Annotated in this window: 19 protein-coding genes and 2 pseudogenes; 12 read left to right on the top strand and 9 right to left on the bottom strand. The window is 71.7% G+C overall.

Features of this window, described 5'->3' with window-relative positions:
* The first annotated feature begins 82 nt into the window (after nucleotides 1–82).
* The 6 genes from OG338_RS05065 to OG338_RS05090 all read left to right on the top strand — a co-directional run bounded on the left by OG338_RS05065 (nucleotide 83) and on the right by OG338_RS05090 (nucleotide 5,820).
* Nucleotides 83–1,189 (top strand): pyridoxal-phosphate-dependent aminotransferase family protein, encoded by a 1,107-nt coding sequence (locus OG338_RS05065; protein ID WP_405936164.1) that lies wholly within the window; start codon nucleotides 83–85, stop codon nucleotides 1,187–1,189.
* Between the two features lie 318 nt (nucleotides 1,190–1,507).
* Nucleotides 1,508–2,038, top strand: a complete 531-nt coding sequence (gene ectA / locus OG338_RS05070; protein WP_405936165.1) for a diaminobutyrate acetyltransferase — start codon at nucleotides 1,508–1,510, stop codon at nucleotides 2,036–2,038.
* A gap of 69 nt (nucleotides 2,039–2,107) precedes the next feature.
* Nucleotides 2,108–3,370 (top strand): diaminobutyrate--2-oxoglutarate transaminase, encoded by a 1,263-nt coding sequence (gene ectB / locus OG338_RS05075; protein WP_405936166.1) that lies wholly within the window; start codon nucleotides 2,108–2,110, stop codon nucleotides 3,368–3,370.
* 51 nt (nucleotides 3,371–3,421) lie between these two features.
* Nucleotides 3,422–3,820 carry an ectoine synthase gene (locus OG338_RS05080; RefSeq protein WP_093709407.1) on the top strand — a complete coding sequence of 133 codons (399 nt, stop codon included), beginning with the start codon at nucleotides 3,422–3,424 and terminating at the stop codon, nucleotides 3,818–3,820.
* A 4-nt stretch (nucleotides 3,821–3,824) separates the two neighbouring features.
* A complete protein-coding gene (gene thpD / locus OG338_RS05085; RefSeq protein ID WP_405936167.1) occupies nucleotides 3,825–4,718 on the top strand; it encodes an ectoine hydroxylase in 894 nt (297 codons plus the stop codon).
* A 91-nt stretch (nucleotides 4,719–4,809) separates the two neighbouring features.
* Nucleotides 4,810–5,820, top strand: coding sequence for a VOC family protein (locus tag OG338_RS05090; protein ID WP_405936168.1), 1,011 nt, complete (start codon nucleotides 4,810–4,812; stop codon nucleotides 5,818–5,820).
* A gap of 10 nt (nucleotides 5,821–5,830) precedes the next feature.
* On the opposite strand, the gene OG338_RS05095 is transcribed toward OG338_RS05090, so the two are convergent.
* Complete coding sequence (locus OG338_RS05095; protein WP_405936169.1) at nucleotides 5,831–7,390, bottom strand: arabinogalactan endo-beta-1,4-galactanase; 1,560 nt, start codon at nucleotides 7,388–7,390, stop codon at nucleotides 5,831–5,833.
* 60 nt (nucleotides 7,391–7,450) lie between these two features.
* A complete protein-coding gene (locus tag OG338_RS05100; RefSeq protein WP_405936170.1) occupies nucleotides 7,451–9,496 on the bottom strand; it encodes a beta-galactosidase in 2,046 nt (681 codons plus the stop codon).
* A 181-nt stretch (nucleotides 9,497–9,677) separates the two neighbouring features.
* Between OG338_RS05100 and OG338_RS05105 the strand changes: the two genes are divergently transcribed.
* The 4 genes from OG338_RS05105 to OG338_RS05120 are packed head-to-tail and all read left to right on the top strand — an operon-like array spanning nucleotide 9,678 to nucleotide 13,850.
* Complete coding sequence (locus OG338_RS05105) at nucleotides 9,678–10,994, top strand: extracellular solute-binding protein (protein ID WP_405936171.1); 1,317 nt, start codon at nucleotides 9,678–9,680, stop codon at nucleotides 10,992–10,994.
* The gene (locus OG338_RS05110) at nucleotides 10,991–11,917 is read left to right on the top strand and encodes a carbohydrate ABC transporter permease (protein ID WP_405936172.1); all 927 of its coding nucleotides are present in this window, start codon (nucleotides 10,991–10,993) and stop codon (nucleotides 11,915–11,917) included. Before OG338_RS05105 ends, OG338_RS05110 begins: the two co-directional genes overlap by 4 nt.
* A complete protein-coding gene (locus tag OG338_RS05115) occupies nucleotides 11,914–12,774 on the top strand; it encodes a carbohydrate ABC transporter permease (protein WP_405936173.1) in 861 nt (286 codons plus the stop codon). The genes OG338_RS05110 and OG338_RS05115 overlap by 4 nt, the downstream gene beginning before the upstream one ends.
* A gap of 41 nt (nucleotides 12,775–12,815) precedes the next feature.
* Entirely contained in the window at nucleotides 12,816–13,850 is a 1,035-nt protein-coding gene (locus OG338_RS05120; RefSeq protein ID WP_405936174.1) for a LacI family DNA-binding transcriptional regulator, read from the top strand.
* Nucleotides 13,851–13,872: 22 nt separating this feature from the next.
* Here OG338_RS05120 and OG338_RS05125 read toward each other — a convergent pair whose 3' ends face one another.
* From OG338_RS05125 to OG338_RS05145, 5 genes and pseudogenes are all read right to left on the bottom strand, one after another.
* Nucleotides 13,873–14,934, bottom strand: coding sequence for an aminotransferase class V-fold PLP-dependent enzyme (locus tag OG338_RS05125; protein WP_405936175.1), 1,062 nt, complete (start codon nucleotides 14,932–14,934; stop codon nucleotides 13,873–13,875).
* An 87-nt stretch (nucleotides 14,935–15,021) separates the two neighbouring features.
* Nucleotides 15,022–15,741 (bottom strand): DsbA family oxidoreductase, encoded by a 720-nt coding sequence (locus OG338_RS05130; RefSeq protein ID WP_405936176.1) that lies wholly within the window; start codon nucleotides 15,739–15,741, stop codon nucleotides 15,022–15,024.
* Between the two features lie 111 nt (nucleotides 15,742–15,852).
* Nucleotides 15,853–16,380: pseudogene (locus OG338_RS05135) on the bottom strand (GNAT family N-acetyltransferase); the annotation flags it as partial.
* A gap of 52 nt (nucleotides 16,381–16,432) precedes the next feature.
* A complete protein-coding gene (locus OG338_RS05140; protein WP_405936177.1) occupies nucleotides 16,433–17,038 on the bottom strand; it encodes a DUF1349 domain-containing protein in 606 nt (201 codons plus the stop codon).
* Entirely contained in the window at nucleotides 17,035–18,555 is a 1,521-nt protein-coding gene (locus OG338_RS05145) for an aldehyde dehydrogenase (NADP(+)) (RefSeq protein WP_405936178.1), read from the bottom strand. The genes OG338_RS05140 and OG338_RS05145 overlap by 4 nt, the downstream gene beginning before the upstream one ends.
* Nucleotides 18,556–18,722: 167 nt before the next feature.
* Here OG338_RS05145 and OG338_RS05150 point away from each other — a divergent pair, with 167 nt between their 5' ends.
* Nucleotides 18,723–19,493 (top strand): IclR family transcriptional regulator, encoded by a 771-nt coding sequence (locus tag OG338_RS05150; RefSeq protein ID WP_405936179.1) that lies wholly within the window; start codon nucleotides 18,723–18,725, stop codon nucleotides 19,491–19,493.
* 65 nt (nucleotides 19,494–19,558) lie between these two features.
* On the opposite strand, the pseudogene OG338_RS05155 reads toward OG338_RS05150, so the two are convergent.
* Nucleotides 19,559–19,753: pseudogene (locus tag OG338_RS05155) on the bottom strand (DUF397 domain-containing protein); the annotation flags it as partial.
* Between the two features lie 264 nt (nucleotides 19,754–20,017).
* Between OG338_RS05155 and OG338_RS05160 the strand changes: the two are divergent.
* Nucleotides 20,018–20,338 (top strand): hypothetical protein, encoded by a 321-nt coding sequence (locus OG338_RS05160; RefSeq protein ID WP_405936180.1) that lies wholly within the window; start codon nucleotides 20,018–20,020, stop codon nucleotides 20,336–20,338.
* Here the strand turns inward: OG338_RS05160 and OG338_RS05165 are convergent.
* Nucleotides 20,328–21,956: an IS200/IS605 family accessory protein TnpB-related protein gene (locus OG338_RS05165; RefSeq protein ID WP_405940322.1), complete on the bottom strand. Its 1,629-nt coding sequence runs from the start codon at nucleotides 21,954–21,956 to the stop codon at nucleotides 20,328–20,330. The two genes, OG338_RS05160 and OG338_RS05165, sit on opposite strands and share 11 nt — an antisense overlap.
* Nucleotides 21,957–22,192: the final 236 nt, after the last annotated feature.

Below are 22,192 nucleotides of genomic sequence, written 5' to 3' on the forward strand. Positions count from 1 at the left end.
CGGCCGGACGGTGCTGGGTAGTCTCGGAGACGCCCGGTCAGCAGGCCGGAGCCCACCGGCCGAAACCGAAGAGAGCACCGCCGTGACGCACCCCTTCCTCGACCTCGCTCCGCTGACCGCCGCGCACTTCGCGGCGATCGAGCGGCGGGTGGCCGGTCTGCTGGCCACCGAGCAGGACGTCGTCATCACGCAGGGCGAGGCGCTGCTTCCCCTGGAGGGCTGCATCCGGGGCGGCGCCCGGCCCGGTTCGACGGCGCTGAACGTGGTGACCGGACCGTACGGGCAGACCTTCGGGAACTGGCTGCGCGACTGCGGGGCCGAGGTCGTCGACCTGGCGGTGCCGTTCCACACGGCCGTCACCGCGGACCAGGTCGCCGAGGCGCTGGCCGCGCACCCGGAGATCGACTTCGTCTCGCTGGTGCACGCCGAGGCGGCGACCGGGAACACCAATCCGGTCGCGGAGATCGGCGAGGTGGTGCGGGCGCACGGCGCGCTGTTCATGCTGGACGCGGTCGCCTCGGTGGGCGCCGAACCGCTGCTGCCGGACGCCTGGGGCGTGGACCTGTGTGTGATCGGGGCGCAGAAGGCGATGGGCGGGCCCGCCGGGGTCTCGGCGGTGTCGGTGAGCGCGCGGGCCTGGGAGCGGATCGCGGCCAACCCGCAGGCGCCGCGCCGGTCCTACCTGTCGCTCCTGGACTGGAAGGAGCGCTGGATCGACGGCGGCCGCAAGGCCCTGCCGCACGCCCCGGCCCAGCTGGAGATGCTGGCCCTGGAGGCGTGCGTGGAGCGGATCGAGGCGGCGGGGCTCGAAGCGGTGATGGCCCGTCACGCGGCGGCCGCGGCGGCCACCCGGGCCGGTGCGGTGGCGCTGGGCGGCGGCCTGACCCCGTACGTCCACGAGGCCCGGGACGCGGCGCCGGTGGCGACGACGCTGCGCACGCCGGCGGGCGTGGACGCGTCCGAGGTGGTCGCGCGGGCGCTCGCGGGTGAGCCCTCGCTGCCGCTGATCGCGGGCGGGGGCGCGCTGGCCGAGGAGATGATCCGGGTCAATCACTACGGGGTGGATGCGACGCGGGGCGCGGTGCTCTCCTCGCTCGCGGCTCTGGGGGCGGCGCTGGCCGAAGCAGGCCGGCAGGTCGATCTGGAGGCTGCCCGGAAGGCCGTTTCGGAAACCTGGCCCAGCGCATAAAAGCGCATCCGATAAACAATGCGGGGAGCTGCCTGATTCAGAGCAGCTCCCCGCATTCTTATGCCCGCTTCTCCTCGGGCTAAACACCCCAGTTTTCAAGCGGTTTCCAGCACCCATTTCGGTTGTGTGTGGAGAGAGTTATGGGCTTGTGACCGACTCCACACAGTCGGGGATTTGCCCGATAAATACCGGACAGAACGCCAGAAAACGCAGGCGACTCGCGCCGGTGCGCGCACCCGCCTGATAACACAGAAGCCTGCCCCACCCAACCCCTTGCGTCGATGCAATTTAAAAACTTGCTGGGTAAATTCAATTGCCATGACCGCCGCACCAGCAGATTTTGCACGTGCCCGAAGCGAATTCCTCACGATCGACACGCCACGAGTGGAGGACGGGGCCGCGATCTGGCGCATCGCCCGCGACTCCGAGGTCCTGGACCTCAACTCCTCGTACAGCTACCTGCTGTGGTGTCGTGACTTCGCGGCGACCTCCGTGGTCGCCCGTGACGAGACCGGCTCCCCGGTCGCCTTCGTGACGGGGTACATCAGGCCGGACCGTCCCGAGACGCTCGTCGTCTGGCAGGTGGCCGTCGACCACGGCCACCGCGGTACGGGGCTGGCGGCGAAGCTGCTGGACTCGCTGACCGCGCGGGTCGCCGCCGGACAGGGCCTGGCCTCGGTCGAGACGACCGTCACCCCGGACAACACCGCGTCGGACCGCCTCTTCACCTCCTACGCGCGGCGCCACGACGTGGCCCTGGAGCGCGAGGTGCTCTTCGACGGCGGACTGTTCCCCGAAGGCACCCATCTGCCGGAAGTGCTGTACCGCATCGGCCCGTTCCACGCCTGAGCGCGCACTCCCACCACCGCAGCTTCCTTCAACGCCGCCCGTCACACCACCTCACGCAGGAGTTCCGCTGTGACCATCACCCCGCCCGCCCTCAGTGTCTTCGAGACCCTGGAGTCCGAGGTCCGAAGCTACTGCCGCGGCTGGCCCGCCGTGTTCGACCGCGCCCAGGGCGCCCGGCTGACCGACGAGGACGGCCACTCCTACCTGGACTTCTTCGCCGGCGCGGGCTCGCTCAACTACGGCCACAACAACCCGGTCCTCAAACGCGCGCTGATCGACTACATCGAACGCGACGGCATCACCCACGGCCTCGACATGGCGACCACCGCCAAACGCGCCTTCCTGGACACCTTCCAGAACGTCGTACTGCGCCCCCGCGACCTGCCGTACAAGGTGATGTTCCCCGGCCCGACGGGCACCAACGCCGTCGAGTCGGCGCTGAAGCTCGCCCGTAAGGTCAAGGGGCGCGAGTCCGTCGTCTCGTTCACCAACGCCTTCCACGGCATGTCGCTCGGCTCGCTCGCCGTGACCGGCAACGCGTTCAAGCGGGCCGGGGCCGGCATCCCGCTGGTGCACGGCACGCCGATGCCGTTCGACAACTACTTCGACGGCCAGGTCCCCGACTTCCTCTGGTTCGAGCGGCTGCTTGAGGACCAGGGCTCCGGGCTCAACCACCCGGCCGCCGTGATCGTGGAGACCGTGCAGGGCGAGGGCGGCATCAACGTCGCCCGCGCGGAGTGGCTGCGCGCGCTCCAGGACCTGTGCCACCGCCAGGACATGCTGCTGATCGTGGACGACATCCAGATGGGCTGCGGCCGCACCGGCGGCTTCTTCTCCTTCGAGGAGGCCGGCATCACGCCGGACATCGTGACGCTGTCGAAGTCCATCAGCGGCTACGGACTGCCCATGTCGCTCTGCCTGTTCAAGCCGGAGCTGGACGTCTGGGAGCCGGGCGAGCACAACGGCACCTTCCGCGGCAACAACCCCGCGTTCGTCACCGCGGCCGCCGCGCTGGACGCCTACTGGGCGGACGGCCAGATGGAGAAGCAGACGCTGGCCCGGGGCGAGCAGGTCGAGCAGACCATGCTGGCCATCTGCGGCGAGCACGACAGCGCCCGGTTCCGGGGCCGCGGCCTGGTCTGGGGCCTGGAGTTCGACGACCCGGCGCGCGCCTCCGCGGTCTGCGCCCGCGCGTTCCAGCTGGGGCTGCTCCTGGAGACCTCCGGCCCGCAGAGCGAGGTCGTGAAGCTGCTGCCGCCGCTCACCATCACGCCCGAGGAGCTGGACGAGGGCCTGCGCACGCTGGCCCGTGCCGTCCGCGAGACCGCCTGACGGTCCGGACCGCACACCTCACCCCCGTACAGAGAAAGGCATCGAACCACCGTGATCGTCCGATCGTTCGCCGACGTCGAGAACACCGACCGGCATGTCAAGGCCGCCTCCGGCACCTGGGAGAGCAAGCGCATCGTGCTCGCCCAGGAGAAGGTCGGCTTCTCGCTCCACGAGACCACGATGTACGCCGGAACCGAGACGTCGATGTGGTACGCGAACCACATCGAGGCGGTCCTGTGTGTCGAGGGCGAGGCCGAGCTGACCAACGACGAGACCGGTGAGAAGCACTGGATCACGCCGGGCACCATGTATCTGCTCGACGGCCACGAGCGCCACACGATGCGACCCAAGACGGACTTCCGTTGCGTCTGCGTCTTCAACCCGCCGGTCACCGGACGGGAGGAGCACGACGAGAACGGTGTCTATCCACTGCTGACCGAGGAGGGCTGAACCCATGACCACCGACGTACGCACCGATCTGTACCCCTCGCGCGGCGCCGCCGAGATGACCACTCCCCGCCAGGACCCGGTCATCTGGTCCGCTCCGGGCGCACCGGGTCCCATCAGCGCCAAGGAGCTCCAGGGCTACGAGCACGACGGCTTCCTGAGCGTCGGACAGCTGATCACCCCGGACGAGGTGGCCGGCTACCACGCCGAGCTGGAGCGGCTGATCGCCGACCCGGCCGTCCGCGCCGACGAGCGCTCCATCATCGAACCGAAGTCCCAGTCCGTACGGTCGGTCTTCGAGGTCCACCGGATCAGCGAGGTCTTCGCCCGGCTGGTCGCCGACGAGCGGGTGGTGGGCCGGGCCCGCCAGATCCTCGGTTCGGACGTCTACGTCCACCAGTCGCGGATCAACGTCAAGCCCGGGTTCGGGGCCTCCGGGTTCTACTGGCACTCGGACTTCGAGACCTGGCACGCGGAGGACGGTCTGCCGAACATGCGGACGGTGTCCGTGTCGATCGCGCTGACCGAGAACCACGACACCAACGGCGGGCTGATGATCATGCCCGGCTCGCACAAGTCGTTCCTCGGCTGCGCGGGTGAGACGCCGAAGGACAACTACAAGAAGTCGCTCCAGATGCAGGACGCGGGCACCCCGTCCGACGATGCGCTGACGAAGATGGCCGACCGGCACGGCATCCGGCTCTTCACCGGCAAGCCCGGTTCGGCGACCTGGTTCGACTGCAACGCGATGCACGGCTCGGGCGACAACATCACGCCGTACCCGCGCAGCAATGTGTTCATCGTGTTCAACAGCGTGGAGAACGCCGCGCAGGAGCCGTTCGCGGCGCCGGTCCGCCGCCCGGAGTTCATCGGGGCGCGCGACTTCACCCCGGTGAAGTAGGGCCTTCCGAGGGGGTGGTACGAATTTTCGTGCCGCCCCCTCCGGCGTATCCCGGTGGACCGGGAGCGGGCCCGGCGGGAACAGTGGGCGCATGACATCCCATGTGGAGCACATCACCATCGACTGCGCCGACGCTTACACCCTGGGCACCTTCTGGTCGGCGGTGCTCGGCGCCCCGCTCGCCGACGACGATCTGCCCGGCGACCCCGAGGCCCTGATCGAGATCCCGGGCACCGCCCTCCTCTTCGTCACCGTGCCCGACCGGAAGCGGACCAAGAACCGCGTCCACCTGGACCTCAAGCCCAAGGACCGCACCCGGGACGAGGAGGTCGAACGGCTGCTGGCCCTCGGCGCCACCCTGGTCGCCGACCACCGCAGGCCGAACGGACGGGGCTGGGCGACCCTGGCCGACCCGGAGGGCAACGAATTCTGCGTGGAGTGCAGCGCCGGTGAACGGGCCGCGCTCACCGGTACGCGGCTGCCGGTCACCGCGGACGATGTGACGCGGGCGGTCCGGCTCGCCGTCGACACGCTCTCCGGCGCGGCCGAGGCCGACTGGCGCGTCCCGGCCGGGACGCTGACCTGGGACTGCTGGGAGACCGCGGAGCACCTGAGCGACGACCTGTTCGCGTACGCCGTCCAACTGGGCCCGCGTACACCGTCGGTGGAGGCCGGGGTGCCGTACCACTGGAGTCCCCGGCGCGAGGGCGGCCCGTGGAACACGGTCTTCGCGGACCCGGACGCGGGTGTGCCGGGGCTGCTCCGGACCGTGGAGGCGAGCGGCGCGCTGCTGACCGCGATGGTCCGTACGGCATCCCCGGCCACCCGCTCGTACCACAGCTACGGGGTCTCCGACCCGGAGGGCTTCGCGGCCATGGGCGTCGTGGAGACCCTGGTGCACGCCCATGACATCGCCTCGGCCCTGGGCGTCGCCTGGGAGCCGCCCGCCGAGCTGTGCGACCGGGCGCTGGCCCGGCTGTTCCCCGGGGCGCCGGACGACAAGGACCGGTGGACCGTGCTGCTCTGGTCCACCGGCCGCGCCGAACTGCCCGGCCGCGAGCGGGTGACGTCCTGGAAGTGGCGGAGCGCCCCGCCGGCGTGACCCCCGCCGGCTACCGGTGGGAGAACCAGTCCGCCGCCGGCAGCAGCTTCTGGTCGTAGCCGAACAGGGCCTGGTTCTCCCAGGCGTTGCCGGAGGAGGGGTCGGCCGGGTCCCAGCCGCTGCCGCTGACGGCGGTCCAGGCCGGCTCCCAGTACACCGCGCCCAGGCCCCGGCCGCCGGGGACGGCCTCCACGACGTTCAGCACGTCCCGGAAGCTGGCCGCCTGGCCGGCCGGGGTGGCCGGGTAGCCGCTGACCAGCTGGTCCGCGGTGGCGATGTTGTTCTCCAGGCCGTCGGCGTCGGCGAGGGTGTGGGCGTAGGCGGTCTCGGCGACCAGCACCGGCTTCCCGTAGCGGGCCGCGGCGTCGTCCAGGTTGGCCTGGAGGCCGGAGAGCGGCCCGTGCCAGTAGCCGTAGTACGAGAGCGCGACGACGTCGAAGGGCACGCCGTACGCGACCGCGTTGTCGAACCACCAGCGGGTGCCCGCGTTGTCGCCGCCCTCGGCCAGGTGCAGGGCCACCTGCGTACCGGAGGAGACGGCCTTGGCCGCGTTCGCGCCGGAGGTGAGGAGTCCGGCGAGCTGGGACCAGTGGTCGGTGGAGCCCTCGGGCCAGAGCATGCCGGCGTTGATCTCGTTGCCGATCTGGACCATGTCGGCCGTGGTGCCCTGGGCCTTGAGCGCGTTCAGCACGTCGTACGTGTGGTCGTACACGTCCGTCCGCAGCTGCGCGTAGCCGTGTCCGGACCAGGCGGCGGGCTTGTTCTGCTTGCCGGGGTCGGCCCAGCTGTCGGAGTAGTGGAAGTCGACCAGCACCTTCATGCCGAGGGCCTTGGCGCGCTTGGCCATGGCCAGGACGTGGGCCTTGTCGTTGAAGCCGTCGGCCGGGTCCACCCACACCTTGAGGCGGACGTAGTTCATCCCGGCGGACTTCAGCAGGCCCATCGCGTCGCCGGCGGTGCCGCTCGCGGAGCGGTAGACGGCGCCGTGGGCCTCGTTCTTCGGGAGGGTGGAGAGGTCGCCGCCCTTGACGGTGAGGCCGGTGGCGCCGGGGGTGAAGGTGATGTCGTCGAAGTTGGCCCACTCCCCCGCGTGCGCGTCGGAGTTGAGGCTGATGGTGCAGGCTCCGCCGACCACCCGCACGGAGGTGACGAGGCGGATCCAGGCGCCGTCGGCGGTGGGCGGCAGGTCGGTGCGCTGCTCGGCGCTGCCGCAGTTGCGCAGGGCGATGTAGGCGGAGTTCTGGCCGCCGCCGGAGCGCACCCAGGCGCTCAGGGTGTAGGTGCCGTCGGTGAGGCCGGTGAGGTACTGGTACGTCTCCACCTGGTAGGCGGAGGCGGACCAGTGGCTGAGCCGGGTACTGCCGCCGTGGCCGCCGGCCTCGGTGAACGAGGCGGCGTTCTGCCCGCCCGCCGAGTAGGTCGACCAGCCGGTGGCGCCGGACTCGAAGCCGGGGTCGGTGAGGGTGGTGGCGGCGTGGGCGGACTGGGCGGGCAGGGCGGCCAGCAGGAGTCCGGAGAGCGAGGCGGCCAGCGCCGCCGCTCTCTTCCTGCCGTGCTTCGTTGCGTACATCGTCGGTGTCCCTTCGGCCGTGCGCGGGAGTTGCCTGGGGGGTGGAGCGGTGGTGCGTCCTCAGCCGCCGAGCCGGACGACGCGGACAGCTCCCGCCGGGACGGCGAGTTCGCCCGCGACGGGCTCGGCGGTGAGGAGTTCGGTGCCGGGGGCGGTGAGCGGAACCTTCGCCTCGTCCCCGGTGTGGTTGATGACGAAGAGGTACGTGCCGCTCTCGCCGGTCCGGGTGACGACCTCGACGTCGTACGGAAGCGAGGTGCGGGGCGCGATGCCGGCGTCCGCGCAGGCCCGGTCGAGGACGGCGGCCAGGTCCGCGCCGCCCAGCCGGGTGGAGATGTACCAGGCCGTGCCCGCGCCGAGGCGGTGGCGGGTGACGGCGGGACGGCCGGCCGGGATGCCGTTCGCGTAGGACCACACGGTCTCGGCGCCGCGCGGGACGACCACGTCCGACCAGAGGTCGCCGGTCAGCTCCGGGCCCTCCGGGGCGCCCTCGGGGGTGATCAGGCGGACCGTCTCCCCCTCGGCGAGGGGCGCGAACTCCTCGACGCTCAGCCCCAGCACGTCCCGGAGCGGGCCCGGGTACGCACCGGGGTGCACGGCGTCGTTCGCGTCGACGATGCCGGAGAAGTACGAGACGACGAGGGTGCCGCCGCCCTCCACGTACCGGCGCAGATTGCGGCCGGTCTCCTCGGTGGCGAGGTAGAGGGCCGGGACGACGACCAGGGGGTGGCCGGAGAGGTCGGCGTCGGGGTGGGCGAAGTCGACGGTGAGGTGGCGGTCGTAGAGCGCGGCGTAGAACGTGTCGGCGCGCTCGCGGGCGTCGTGGTCCTGGCTGGGCCGCCACTCCAGGGACTGCGCCCACCAGGACTGCCAGTCCCAGACCATGGCCGCGTCGGCGACGGTCCGGGTGGCGCGGATTCCGTCCAGCAGGCCGATGTCCGCGCCCAGCCGGGAGACCTCGCGCCAGATCCGGGAGTCGGTGCCGGCGTGCGGGACCATCGCCGAGTGGAACTTCTCGGCGCCGCGCCGGGACTGCCGCCACTGGAAGAACATCGCGCCCTCGGAGCCCCGGGCGACGTGCGAGAGGCTGTTGCGGGCCATCTCGCCGGGGCGCTTGGCGGGGTTGCGGGGCTGCCAGTTGACGCCGCCCGCGGAGTGTTCGAGGAGCAGCCAGGGGGCGCCGCCCGCCACCGAGCGGGTGAGGTCGGCGGCCATGGCGAGGTTGACGTGGGTGCGGCGGCCGTCGGTGATCAGGTAGTGGTCGTTGGTGACGAGGTCGACCTCGCGCCCCCAGGCCCAGTAGTCCACCGACTCGCACTGGCTGAGCGCGGTCATGAAGTTGGTGGTGACGGGGATGCCGGGGGCGTGCCGGTGCAGGAGGTCGCGCTCGGCGCGGAAGTTCTCGCGCATGGTGGCGTCGGCGAAGCGCGCGTAGTCCAGCTGCTGGGCGGGGTTGCCGACGGTCGGGGTGGTGCGGGGCGGGTCGATCTCGCCGAAGGCGCGGTAGCGCTGGCCCCAGAAGGCGGTCCCCCACGCCTCGTTGACGGCCTCGACGGTGCCGTGGCGGGCGGTGAGCCAGCGGCGGAAGTGGGCGGCGCAGTGGTCGCAGTAGCAGGCGCTGACCGGGACGCCGTACTCGTTGTGGACGTGCCACAGGGCGAGCGCCGGGTGGTTCCCGTACCGGCGGGCGAGCTGTTCGGTGATACGGGCCGCGGCCGCCCGGTAGTCCGGGTGGCTGTGGCAGATCGCGCCGCGTGAGCCGAAGGCGTAGCGGACCCCGTCCCTGCTGACCGGCAGGGCGTCGGGGTGTGCGCGGTAGAACCAGGCGGGCGGGGCGACAGTCGGGGTGCCGAGGTCGGCGCGGATGCCGTTGACGTGCAGTAGGTCCAGGAGCCGGTCGAGCCAGCCGAAGTCGTAGCGGCCGGGCTCGGGTTCCAGCAGGGCCCAGGAGAAGATCCCGACGCTGACCATGGTGACGCCGGCCTCCCGCATGAGGCGCATGTCCTCGTGCCAGACCTCCTCGGGCCACTGCTCGGGGTTGTAGTCGCCGCCGAAGGCCAGCCGGCGCAGACCCTTCGGGGAAGTCGCGCGAGGGGTGTGCGGCATGGGCGTCTCCTGGGCTCTTTGCTACAAATACTGGGAACGTGCACACGCCTTCTCGGCGGCGCTGACCCAACATAACCGCACAGCAACAACCATTGACAAGTGTCGGTTTCGTTTCTCTACTGTGAACGCTCACAGCGCACATCAGGCGCTGCACCCTCGCTTCTCGTCAGGGGAGACCTCCATGAAGTACCGCATCGTCGCGGCCTGTGCGGCCGCCTCGCTCGCCGCCACCGCACTGCTCACGGGCTGCGGCTCGTCGGCCGACGACGGCGAAGGACCGGCCGCGTCCGGCCCCGTCTCGCTCACCTACTGGGCCTGGGCCCCCGGCCTGGACAAGGTCGCGGACATCTGGAACAAGGGCGAGGGCAAGAAGGCCGGTATCGAGGTCACGGTGAAGAAGCAGGCGTCCGGCGACGACCTGGTCACCAAGATCATCACCGCGGCGAAGGCGCACAAGGCTCCCGACCTGGTGCAGGCGGAGTACCAGGCACTGCCCACGCTGGTCTCCAACGACGTGCTCGCCGACATATCCGACGAGGCGGGCGACGTCGAGGACCAGTTCGCCGAGGGTGTCTGGCAGCAGGCGACCGTGGGCTCGGCCGCCCTGTACGCGCTGCCGCAGGACTCCGGTCCGCTGATGTTCTACTACCGCAAGGACCTGTTCGAGAAGTACGGGCTGTCGGTGCCCACCACCTGGGACGAGTTCGCCGAGACCGCCCGCGCGCTGAAGCGGAAGGCGCCGGACAAGGACCTCACCACCTTCTCCTCCAACGACTCCGGTCTCTTCGCGGGCCTGGCCCAGCAGGCCGGCGCGCAGTGGTGGACGATCGTGGACGACGAGTGGAAGGTCGCCATCGACGACCCGGCCACCCGGAAGGTCGCGAGCTTCTGGGGCGGGCTGGTCAAGGAGGGCGCCATCGACAACCAGCCGATGTACACCCCCGCCTGGAACAAGGCGCTCAACACCGGCAAGCAGATCGCCTGGGTCAGCGCGGTCTGGGCGCCCGGCACCCTGACCACCGCGGCCCCCGACACCGCGGGCAAGTGGGCGATGGCCCCGCTCCCCCAGTGGACCGCCGGCGAGAACGTCACCGGCAGCTGGGGCGGCTCCTCCACCGCGGTCACCAACGACTCGCAGCACAAGGAGGCCGCGGCCGCCTTCGCGAAGTGGCTGAACACCGACCCGGCCGCGCTCGCCGCCCTGGTCAAGGAGAGCGGTATCTACCCCGCAGCCACCGCCGCCCAGACCGGCGGCGCGCTCGCGAAGCCGCCGGCCTACTTCGCCAACCAGCCGGACTTCTACACCGAGGCCGCCAAGATCGCCAAGGGCACCGCCCCGGCCGCCTGGGGCCCGAACGTGAACGTCGCGTACTCCTCGTTCAAGGACAACTTCGCCAAGGCCGCCAAGAACAGGTCCGACTTCGCCCCGGCCCTGACCGCGATGCAGGACGCCACGCTCGCCGACCTGAAGAAGCAGGGCTTCGGAGTCTCCGAGTGACACGCGCACGCCGCCGGAGGCCGTACGGGGTCAAGAGCGCCCCGTACGCCTTCCTGATCCCCGCCACCGTGCTGTTCCTGCTCTTCTTCGCCCTGCCCATCGGCTACGCCGTCCACCTCTCGCTGCGCCGCACCGAGGTCAGCGGACTGGGTCTCGGCAAGGGCGCGCGCAAGGAGGTCTGGGCCGGCTTCGCCAACTACCGCGCGGCGCTCGCCGACTCCGAGCTGCTGCACGGCGCGCTGCGCATCCTCGGCTACGGCGCGATCGTCGTGCCCGTGATGCTCGGTCTTGCCCTGCTCTTCGCCCTGCTCCTGGACACCGAACGGCTGCGGCTGCGCGGCTTCACCCGGCTGGCGATCTTCCTCCCGTACGCCATCCCGGGCGTGGTCGCCGCCCTGATGTGGGGCTTTCTCTACCTGCCGGACGTCAGCCCGTTCCACTTCGTGCTGGACAAGGCGGGGCTGCCCGCGCCGGACCTCCTGGACGGCGGGCCGCTCTACGGCGCGCTCGCCAACATCGCGGTCTGGGGCGGCACCGGCTTCAACATGATCGTGATCTACACCTCGCTGCGGGCCATCCCCGCCGAGATCTTCGAGGCGGCCCGCCTCGACGGCTGCTCGCAGCTGCAGATCGCGCTCCGGATCAAGATCCCGATGGTGGCGCCCTCGCTGGTGCTGACCTTCTTCTTCTCGATCATCGCGACGCTTCAGGTGTTCAACGAGCCGACCACGCTGAAGCCGCTCACCAACTCCCTCTCCACCACCTGGAGTCCGCTGATGAAGGTCTACCAGGACGCGTTCGTCAACAACGACATCTACGCGGCGGCCGCCCAGGCGGTCATCATCGCCGCCGTCACCCTGGCGCTGTCCTTCGGATTCCTCCGGGCGGCCAACTCCCGTACGAAGCAGGGGGGCTCCCGGTGACCACGACGCACCCGGGGCCCACGCCCCGTCGCCGGTTCGCTCTCGTGCCCACGGCGGCCCTGCTGCTGGGCGCCGTCTACTGCCTGCTGCCCGTCGCCTGGATTCTCGTCGCCTCGACGAAGTCCGGCAGCGAGCTGTTCTCCACGTTCACCTTCCTGCCCGGGTCCGGCTTCGCGGACAACGTCGCCGATCTGTCGGCGTACCGGGACGGGGTGTACTGGCGGTGGATGGCCAACTCGGCGCTGTACGCCGGCGTGGGGGCGCTGCTGTCCACGGCGGTCTCCGCGGTCTCCGGGTACGCCCTGGCGGTGTACCGCTTCCGGGGCCGGGAGAGCATCTTCAACATCCTGCTCGCCGGGGTGCTGATGCCGCCGGTGATCCTCGCGGTGCCGCAGTACCTGCTGATGGCAAAGGCCGACCTCACCGACTCCTACCTGTCGGTGATGCTGCCCGTGATCCTCTCCCCGTACGGGGTCTACCTCGCCCGGATCTACGCGGCGGCGGCCGTGCCGGGCGATGTGATCGAGGCCGGGCGGATGGACGGCGGCGGCGAGTGGCGGATCTTCCGCACCATCGCCCTGCCGATGATGCTGCCGGGCCTGGTGACGGTCTTCCTCTTCCAGTTCGTCGCGATCTGGAACAACTTCCTGCTGCCGTACATCATGCTCGGTGACGACGAGAAGTTCCCGGTCACGCTCGGGCTGTTCACCCTGCTCCAGCAGGGGTCCACCACCCCGGCCCTCTATACGCTGGTGATCACGGGGGCGCTGCTCGCGATCGTCCCGCTGATCGCCCTGTTCCTGGTCATCCAGCGATTCTGGAGCCTCGACCTGCTCTCCGGGGCCGTAAAGTCCTGACGGGCCCCGCCAGGACGCCACTTGATGAAAGATCACGCACCATGAGCCGCACAGAACAGACCGGTACGGGACGCCGCCGGCCGCCGACGATCCACGATGTGGCGCGGGAGGCGGGGGTCTCCCGGGGCACGGTCTCCCGGGTGCTCAACGGCGGTCACAACGTCAGCCCGGCCGCGCTCGACGCTGTCAACGCGGCCATCCGCAAGACCGGTTACACGGTGAACCGGCACGCCAGGTCGCTGATCACGGGCCGCTCGGACTCGGTGGCCTTCCTGCTCACCGAGCCGCAGGAGCGGTTCTTCGAGGACCCGAACTTCAATGTGCTGCTGCGGGGCTGCACGAGCGCGCTCGCCGCGCACGACATCCCGCTGCTGCTGATGATCGCGGGCACGGAGGCCGAGCGCCGCCGGAACATGCGGTACATCGCCGGCCATGTGGACGGGGTCCTGCTGGTCTCCAGCCACTCCGGCGACCCGGTCGCCGCCCGGCTGCACGAGGCGGGCGTCCCCCTCGTGGCGTGCGGGAAGCCGCTCGGGCAGGGCTCGAAGGTGAGCTATGTGGCGGCCGCCGACCGGGACGGCGCCCGGGACATGGTGCGCTTCCTGTACGAGTCGGGGCGCCGCCGCATCGGTACGGTCAGCGGCCCGCTGGACACCCCGGGCGGCGTCGAGCGGCTGGCCGGGTACCGCGAGATGCTGGCCGACTGCGGGCTGCCCGCCGACGACTCGCTGATCGTGCCCGGCGACTACAGCCGGGCGGGCGGCGAGACGGCGGCGGCGCTGCTCCTGGAGCGGGCCCCGGACCTGGACGCGGTGTTCGTGGCCTCGGACCTGATGGCGCAGGGCGTGCTCGCGGCCCTGGAGAAGGCCGGGCGCAGCGTGCCGCGCGATGTCGCGGTGGGCGGTTTCGACGACTCCCCCGCCGCGCTCGCCTCCCGGCCGGCGCTGACGACGATCCGTCAGCCGTGGGACCGGATCAGCGCCGAGATGGTACGGGTGCTGCTGGCGCAGATCGGCGGGGAGGACCCGGCCGCGGTGATACTGCCGACCGAGCTGGTCCGCCGCGACTCGGCATGACCGGGTGCGCGGCGGAGGCCCGTCAGCCGGCGAGCAGGTCGAGCGCGCGGTCCACGTCCGCCTCGGTGTTGTAGAGGTGGAAGGAGGCGCGCAGATTGCCGGCCCGGCCGGCGACCAGGACGCCGGCCTGCTGGAGCTCCGGTGCCCGGTCGCCGAGGCCGGGCACCGCGACGACGACGGTGTCGGAGGGGACGGTCGGGTGCCCGAGGGCCGTGACACCGGCGCGGAAGCGGTCGGCGAGCGCGAGGGCGTGGTCGTGCAGGGCGTCGATGCCGATCTCGTGGAGCAGGGCGAGGGAGTGTTCGGCGCCGTGGTACGCGAGGAAGGCCGGGGGCTCGTCGTAGCGGCGGGCCTCGGACGCCAGCTTGGTGACCGGTCCGTAGGTGCTGCCCCACCGGTCCTCGGCGGCGACCCAGCCCGCGTACACGGGTGTGACGTCCGCCTGCGCGTCCTCGGTGACGGTGAGGAACGACGTGCCGCGCGGGCAGAGCAGGTACTTGAAGCCGCCGGTGACCGTGTAGTCGTAGGCCCCCGCGTCGAGCGGCAGCCAGCCCGCCGACTGGGTGGCGTCCAGCAGGGTGCGGGCGCCGTGGGCGGCCGCGGCGGCCCGGACCTCGGCCAGGCCGGCGCGGCGGCCGTCCGCCGACTGCACCGAGGAGAAGGCGACGAGCGCGGTGGAGGGGCGCACGGCCTCGGCCAGCCCGGCCAGCGGCACATACCGCATGTCGAGGTCGCCGCGGACCGCGAAGGGGCTGACGACCGAGCTGAACTCGCCCTCGGGGGCGAGCACTTCGGCCCCCGGGGGCAGCGAGGCCGCGATCAGGCCGACGTGGGCGGCGACCGAGCCGCCGACGGCGACCCGGTCCGCCCCGACGCCGACGAGCCGCGCGAAGCCGTCCCGGGCGCGGTCCACCGCCTCGAAGTCGCCCGAGCCGGCGCGGCGGCCGGCGGCGTTCTCCTCGGCGAGCGTCTTCACCGCGTCGACGGTGCGGCGGGGCAGCAGCCCGCAGGTGGAGGTGTTGAGGTAGGTGGTCTCGGGTGCGAACTCGGCGGCGACGGCACGGCTGAGCTGAGAGATCGTCATGCGTTCAGCGTGAACCTTCACCGACCTCGGGTCAATTCACAAGAATTCACGGCCGGCCCCAAGCGATGCTTATGTTTCCAGGTGGGGTCAGGCGTTCCGGGCCGCTGCCCCTGGGACCTCGCAGGCCCCGTCGGCGTCGCAGGCCGCCGCGTCGCCGGCGGCGGTCACCGGGCGGTCCTTCCACGCCTGTTCCAGCGCCTGGGTGAACACCTCGGCGGGCTGGCCGCCGGAGATGCCGTAACGCCGGTCGAACACGAAGAACGGCACCGCGTTGGCGCCCAGCTCGGCCGCCTCCCGCTCGTCGGCGCGCACCTCCTCGGCGTACGCCCCCGGGTCGGCGAGCACCGCCCGCGCCTCCCCGGCGTCGAGTCCCGCCTCGACGGCCAGGTCCAGCAGGACGGTGTCGTCGAAGACGGACCGCCGCTCGGCGAAGTTGGCCCGGTAGGCGAGGCTCAGCAGCTCGTCCTGGCGGCCGCGGGCCCTGGCCAGGTGCAGCAGGCGGTGGATGTCGAACGTGTTGCCGTGGTCGCGGCCCTCGGTGAGGTAGCCGAGCCCTTCGGCCCGGGCGTTGGCGGCGACGTTGGCCTCCATCGAGCGGACCTCGTCGGGGGTGCGCCCGTACTTCCGCGCCAGCATGTCGGTGACCAGCTCGGTGTCGTCCTTGGCGCGGCCGGGGTCGAGCTCGAAGGAGCGGTGCACGATCTCGACGTCGTCGCGGTGGGCGAAGTCCGCGAGACCCTTCTCGAAACGGGCTTTTCCGACATAACACCAGGGGCAGGCGATGTCGCTCCAGATCTCGACGCGCATGACTCTTCTTCTCTCCGGACTCTCTCGGACGACTGCGACAGGGCGCGGAGGCTGCCTCCGCTCCCGCTCCAACGCGTGACGGGCCCGGACCATTCCCCGGCCCGGGTGTGCTCAGCCCCTCGCGGGCCCTCCCGGCACCTCTTCCCGCACCGTGAGGCGCAGCACCAGATGGTCGCCGTGCCGGGGCGTCTCCGGGTCCGCGACCCAGCCACACGCGGAGTAGAACGCCTGGGCGCGCTTATTGGGCTCGAAGACCTCCAGCCGGGCCCGCGTCACACCGCGCCGCCGCCAGTCCGCGACGCACGCGAGGTGCAGGGCGCTGCCGACGCCCTCGCGCCAGTGGGCCGGGGAGACGTGGAGCTGAGTGAGGTACGTCCATCCGTCGCGCACCGAGTGGGCGGCGATGCCGACGAGCGCGCCGTCCTCCTCGGCGACGAGCACGGTGGCGTCCTCCCGGTCCACCGCCCGCGCCCAGCCGTCCCGGCTCCGGCCCACCTCGGCCGGGCCCGCGTACTCCTCCTCGGCGAGATGGCCGCTGTAGTAGGTGGCCCTGGCCTCGGTGTGCAGGGTGACTATCGCGTCGAGGTCGTCCTGCGTCGCTGTACGAATCATGGTGGGGAGGACGTACGGGCCGGGGCGCCGGTTCCGCCGCCGGCCCGGCCCGGTCCTGTCCGGCCCCGGACGAAAGGCGTCAGCTGCCGTCGCGGAGGTCGGTCAGCCCCTCCGGCCGGAAGGCGATCCGGTCGAAGGTCACCTCGCAGCCCTCGCCCGTGGGTGACTGGGCGAGGAAGCCGACGGACGCGGTGGCCGCCTGCTCCGGGGTGCCGAGGGTGAAGACGCGGACGAAGGTCCACTTCTCGCCGTCGGCCGAGGCGTGGAAGGCGAAGGCGTGTCCCGTGCGGCTCAGGCGCAGCCAGTGGGTGTCGCCGTCCACGACGGAGGAGTTGACGTCGTCCGAGTGGCCCCGGGTGACCACCGTGCAGATGGTCGGGCGCTCCGGGGACAGCTCCAGGCAGAGCTTGGCCCACTCCCGGTCGCCGGTGTGGAGGTGGAGCACGCCCGCGTCGAAGGCGGCGGCGAAGCCCACCTTCACCCGGGCGATGAGCTGGAAGTCGCCCGCCGGGGCGGCGCCGAGCAGCCGGGGCGCGTCGCTCGCCGGGTCCAGGCTGTCGCCGCCCGGTGGGACGAAGCGGTCCTGGCGGGCGCCGGCGCGGCCGGTGAGCGTGCCGTTCTCGTACGTCCAGCCGCCCTCGGGGCCGTACGGCTGGAGCGCGAAGGGGAGTTCGGGGAGGTTCACGCGGGTCGTCCGTCCACGCGGCGGGGCAGGCCCAGCGGGTTGTCCTCGCGCAGCTCGGGCGGGAGGAGCGCTTCGGGGGTGGTCTGGTAGCTGACCGGGCGCAGCCAGCGCTCGATGGCGGTGGCGCCGACCGAGGTGGAGGTGGAGGTGGTGGCGGGGTAGGGGCCGCCGTGGTGCTGGGCGGGGGCGACGGCGACGCCGGTCGGCCAGCCGTTGACGAGGACCCGGCCGGCGAGCGGGGTGAGCGCGGCGAGGAGGTCCGCGGCGCCGCCCCCGGCCTCCTTGGCGGCGAGATGGAGGGTAGCGGTGAGGTTGCCGGGGAGGCGGGTCAGGACGGTGGTGATCTCGTCCTCGGAGGCGTAGCGGGCGACGACGGTGACGGGGCCGAAGCACTCCTCCAGGAGCGCGTCGTGCGGGCCCTCGGCGGTGAGCGCGCGGGCCGGGACGGTCAGGAAGCCGGCCGCGACGGTGTGCTCGCCGGCCGCGCCGGGGGTGACGGGCGCCTCGACCCCGGGGAGCGCGGTGCGCTCGGTGACCCCGGCGAGGAAGGCGTCGCGCATGCGGTGGTCGAGCAGGACGCCGGCCTCGGTGTCGCTGACGGCCTCGGTGAGCGCCTTGAGGAGGCGGTCGCCGCCCTCGCCCTCGGGGACCAGGACGAATCCGGGCTTGGTGCAGAACTGTCCGGCGCCCATGGTCATCGAGCCGGCCAGGCCCGCGCCGATCTCCTCGCCGCGCTCGGCGGCGGCGGCCCCGGTGACGACGACGGGGTTGAGCGAGCCCAGTTCGCCGTGGAAGGGGATGGGCGCGGGGCGGGCGGCCGCCGCGTCGAACAGGGCGCGCCCGCCGCGCACCGAGCCGGTGAATCCGGCGGCGGCGACGAGCGGGTGCCGGACGAGGGCGACGCCCGCCTCGAAGCCGTGGACGAGGGTGACGACGTCCTCGGGCAGCCCGGTGCGCGCGGCGGCCCGGCGCAGCACGGAGGCGCAGAGCTCGGAGGTCGCCGGGTGGTCCGGGTGGGCCTTGACGACGACGGGGCAGCCGGCCGCGAGGGCGCTGGCGGTGTCGCCGCCGGGCACGGAGAAGGCGAGCGGGAAGTTGCTGGCCGCGTAGACCGCGACGACGCCGAGCGGGATCTTGTAGCGGCGCAGGTCGGGCCAGGGCGGGGTGCGGGTGGCGTCCGCGTGGTCGATGTGGACGTCGAGGAAGGCGCCCTCGTCGACGACCTCCGCGAAGGCCCGCAGCTGGGCCGCGGTGCGGGCGAGTTCGCCGGTCAGCCGGGCCGGTCCGAGGGCGGTCTCGGCGTCGGCGGCCTCGATGACGTGGTCCCCGGCCTCGGTGAGCAGTTCGGCGGCCATGCGCAGGAACGCGGCGCGCGTGGTGCGGTCGGCGAGGGAGCCGCGCACCGCGTGGGCGGCGCGGACCGCGCGGTCGACCTCCTCCGCTGTGGCCTCCACCGCAACCTGCTCGCGCGGGTTCCCGGTGCGGGGGTCGACGCTCCAGACTGGTGCTGCTGCCACCGTGTTTCCTTCCGCTCCACTGCCGCACATCAGAAGTCGTCCGGTATAAGCTGTTCGGTATCCTGAACAGCGTTCCTGAACGTGAATGTGAAGCGACTCTATTTCCGGGCGTTCGGTGTTGGCAAGAAGTCGCAGGGTTTCGTCGGCGGGGTGAAAGGGGCAGGGCGATGTCGGTTCCCGAGTCGGGTGGGGCGCAGGTCAAGTCCGCGGTACGGACGGTCGAGCTGCTGGAGTTCTTCGCGGGGCGGCCCGGCATGCACTCGCTCGCCGCGGTCCAGGAGGCCGTCGGCTATCCGAAGTCCAGCCTCTATATGCTGCTGCGCACCCTGGTGGAGCTGGGCTGGGTGGAGACGGACGCGACCGGCACGCGTTACGGGATCGGCGTACGGGCCCTGCTGGTCGGCACCTCGTACATCGACGGCGACGAGGTCGTCGCCGCGGCCCGCCCCACGCTCGACCGGCTCTCCGACGACACCACGGAGACCATCCACCTGGCCCGGCTCGACGGCACCAACGTGGTCTACCTCGCCACCCGCCAGTCCCAGCACTATCTGCGCCCCTTCACCCGGGTCGGCCGCCGGCTGCCCGCGCACTCCACCTCGCTCGGCAAGGCGCTGCTCGCCACCTACAGCGACGAGCAGGTCCGCAAGATGCTGCCCGAGACGCTGCCCGCGCTCACCGAACACACCCTGACGGACCGGGAGAAGCTCATCGAGGAGCTGCACCAGATCCGCGAACAGGGGTACGCGGTGGACCGCGAGGAGAACACGCTGGGGCTGCGCTGCTTCGGCGTCGCCGTGCCGTACCGCACCCCGGCCCGGGACGCCATCAGCTGCTCGGTGCCGGTCGCCCGGCTCACGCCCGCGCACGAACAGACGGTCAAGGACGCGCTGTTCGACGCGCGCGACCGGCTGACGCTCGCCACCCGCAGGCTCTGACACCCCGGTCCGCCGACCCGGCGCGCCCACTTCCTGGGCATGCTGGGTCGGCGGGGCCGACACCGTCAGGCCAGGCCGAACCCGTCCCGCTTGACGCCCGCCACGAAGGCGGTGAAGGCGCCGGTACGGAGGTAGAGCGCGGGCCCGTCCGGGACCTTGGAGTCCCGGACGGGGATGGTGCCGGTGGAGGCGGCGAGGTTGGTGGCGACCGCGACGCATTGGCCGCCGTTCTCGCTGCACGAGGAGGTGTACCAGCGGGGGGGGGGATTCGATCGTCACTGAGTGCCCTTTCGTAACCGCTCGATCATGCGCCGACTCCGCGTAGGACATGAGCGAACGATCGGGCATCGTCAGTCGCTGGTCGGGGAGTTCCGAGGTGTCGCCGGCCCCAACTGGACGCTCCGGTCGCCGAGGGGCGGTACGGAGTGGGAGGTGCGGCCCGAGCACACCCGGGACGCGACCCCCGCCGAACGGCTCGCCGCACGCACCGCGAGGGAGAACGCCCGCAGCCGGGGCGAGGTCGCGTGAGCGCCCCGGCCCCGGAGGAACCCGAACCGTGCCGCACGTGCCAGGAGCTCGACCTCGAAGAGGCCGTCGCCCGGAGCGAGCGGGGCGGCAGCCGGGAGACGGATGCGCGGGTGCTGCGCAGGCGGAGCACGGCGAGCGCTCGTGAGGAACGCGGGACCGCCCCCGAGGGCACCACGAAGCGGCTGCACAACACCATGGCGACGGTCCCGAAGCGGGGCATCAGCACCAGCGCCCAGATCTACGGGGCCGAGGTGAGCGGCAGGACAGGCACCGCCGAGAGAGGCGTGAACAACAGCAACACCGTTCCTATTCAGTGAGCAGGGGTGGGCCTTGAGCCCAGACCTGGCCATCTGGCGCATCCCAAACGGTCGTGGATGCACTGGTTGCCCGCGTTCTCGCCGTGTCCGGTGACACGGATCGAGTCCGTGGTCCGGGGATGCGGGGGCGGGGTCCCTCACGCCCAGGGGCACCTGGTGCGGCCTGGACGGTCCGATGCCCGTGCGCATCGCTCTGGTGCGCACGGGGCGGTGTCGTCCGACGCCGGATCGGGTGTCCGAGGGCGCGTCGCCCGATCGCGATACCGGCGGCATCGTGACGGGACACCTCCCGGTGCGGGGTGGTCAGTGGCTTCTGCCAGTGCTGTCCACCCCACCGTGAGGTGTAGGCCGGGTCGACCGCGATGATCGACAGGTCCTGTTCGGCGGCCATGGAGACCAGGCGGGCCTTGAGCTTTCCGGTGGGCATACCGGAGATCAGCTGCCGGAAACGCTTCCTGCGCCCGTGCTTCTCCCGCGTCTTCTCCGCCCCGAAGTCCAGGTCCTCGATCGCGATCGCGGTGACACCGGTCCGGCGGGCCCAGTGCAGCAGGCGGGTGAGGGCGTGGCGGACCTGCGCATCACGATGTGCGGACGTTCCGCTGAGGCCGTACGGGAAGCGGCGGGGGTCGCCGACCGGGTTGCCGTGGGGGTCGAGGCGGTAGGCGGCGAAGTGGCCGGCGTTGGTGTCCACACCGATCACACCACCGGCCCTCGCAGCTTCCAACGGGACTGTCTGCACGGCGGGGCGTTGCCAGGACGCGGTCAGATACCAGCGCCCCCGGCCGGTGTCGTAGTGGATGCGGTAGGCCACAGCACGGTTGCCTTCGACACGGTCGGCCCACTCCCCACCCCGATGCGCGAACGCAACCGTCGAGGTGAGGGTGTAGCGGCCATGCGCGGCATTGGCCAGGTGGGCCAAGGGCGCGGGAAGTTTGATGCTGACCTGGCCCTCTGGGGTGACGCGGATCGTCTCGTTCCCGTACCGCTTGCCCGACTCGCCATCCGCTGCGAGGAACCACCGCTCCGCCTCCCACCGCTGACGCCACTCACCCTCGCTCAGCGCGGCCTCGGCCAGATGGTGGCGCGCGTTCAGCAGGCGCTTCCCGCCACGCACGATCCGGACCCGACCCGACCGCCAGTCAGCGACAGCAGCCGTGCGCCGATCCTCCAGAGCTTTGAGGCGGCGGGACTTCTGGAACCACTCACCCCGCGACCGGTAACCACCCGCAGCGCGCTTCGCGCCCTCCGCTCCGACGGGTAGTGACAGCCGGTGCTGCAGGGTCCTGATCCCGGCCTCCAGAGTGCGAATGTACGCAGCGAGGCCGCGCCGGGCCAGTGCCCACTGATCATGCGTGGCCTTGGTGATCGCCCCCGCAATCCGCGACGACGACACCCCCGTCAGCCCACGCTTGCGCGAAGCCCACGACTCCGCAGCGTGGTCCAGACCGACCGCACACCGGACCTTCAGATCACGCGACGCCAGCCGACCTTGGTGCGCGCCGACGGCCCGCAGCACCTCCTCGTCCTGGCCGGTCATGTGCTTGAGGCGGTCCCGCACCGCCACCCCGGACGGCCCGGAAACGACAAACGACGCCGCCACCTCCCTCACCGCGCCCACCACCACACCCCCATCGCCCCAGATCGTCACCCAGCACAACGAGTAGCCACCAACAAGGTCACCCATTCGTCCCTAGAACTCATATTCCCGCACTGGCCGTGGTCGTGGAGGACTCCGGTTCGACCGCGTCGGAGGTCAGCGGCAACGGGCTGGCGGCGCCGGTCGCCAGGAAGATGATGGAGGCGGCACTCCGGCGGTAGCCCCGGCGGCCCCCTCCTGCCGTCGAAGCGCTTGCG

Origin of the sequence: Streptomyces sp. NBC_00726 (assembly GCF_045161735.1) — a bacterium.
Lineage (GTDB): Bacteria > Actinomycetota > Actinomycetes > Streptomycetales > Streptomycetaceae > Streptomyces.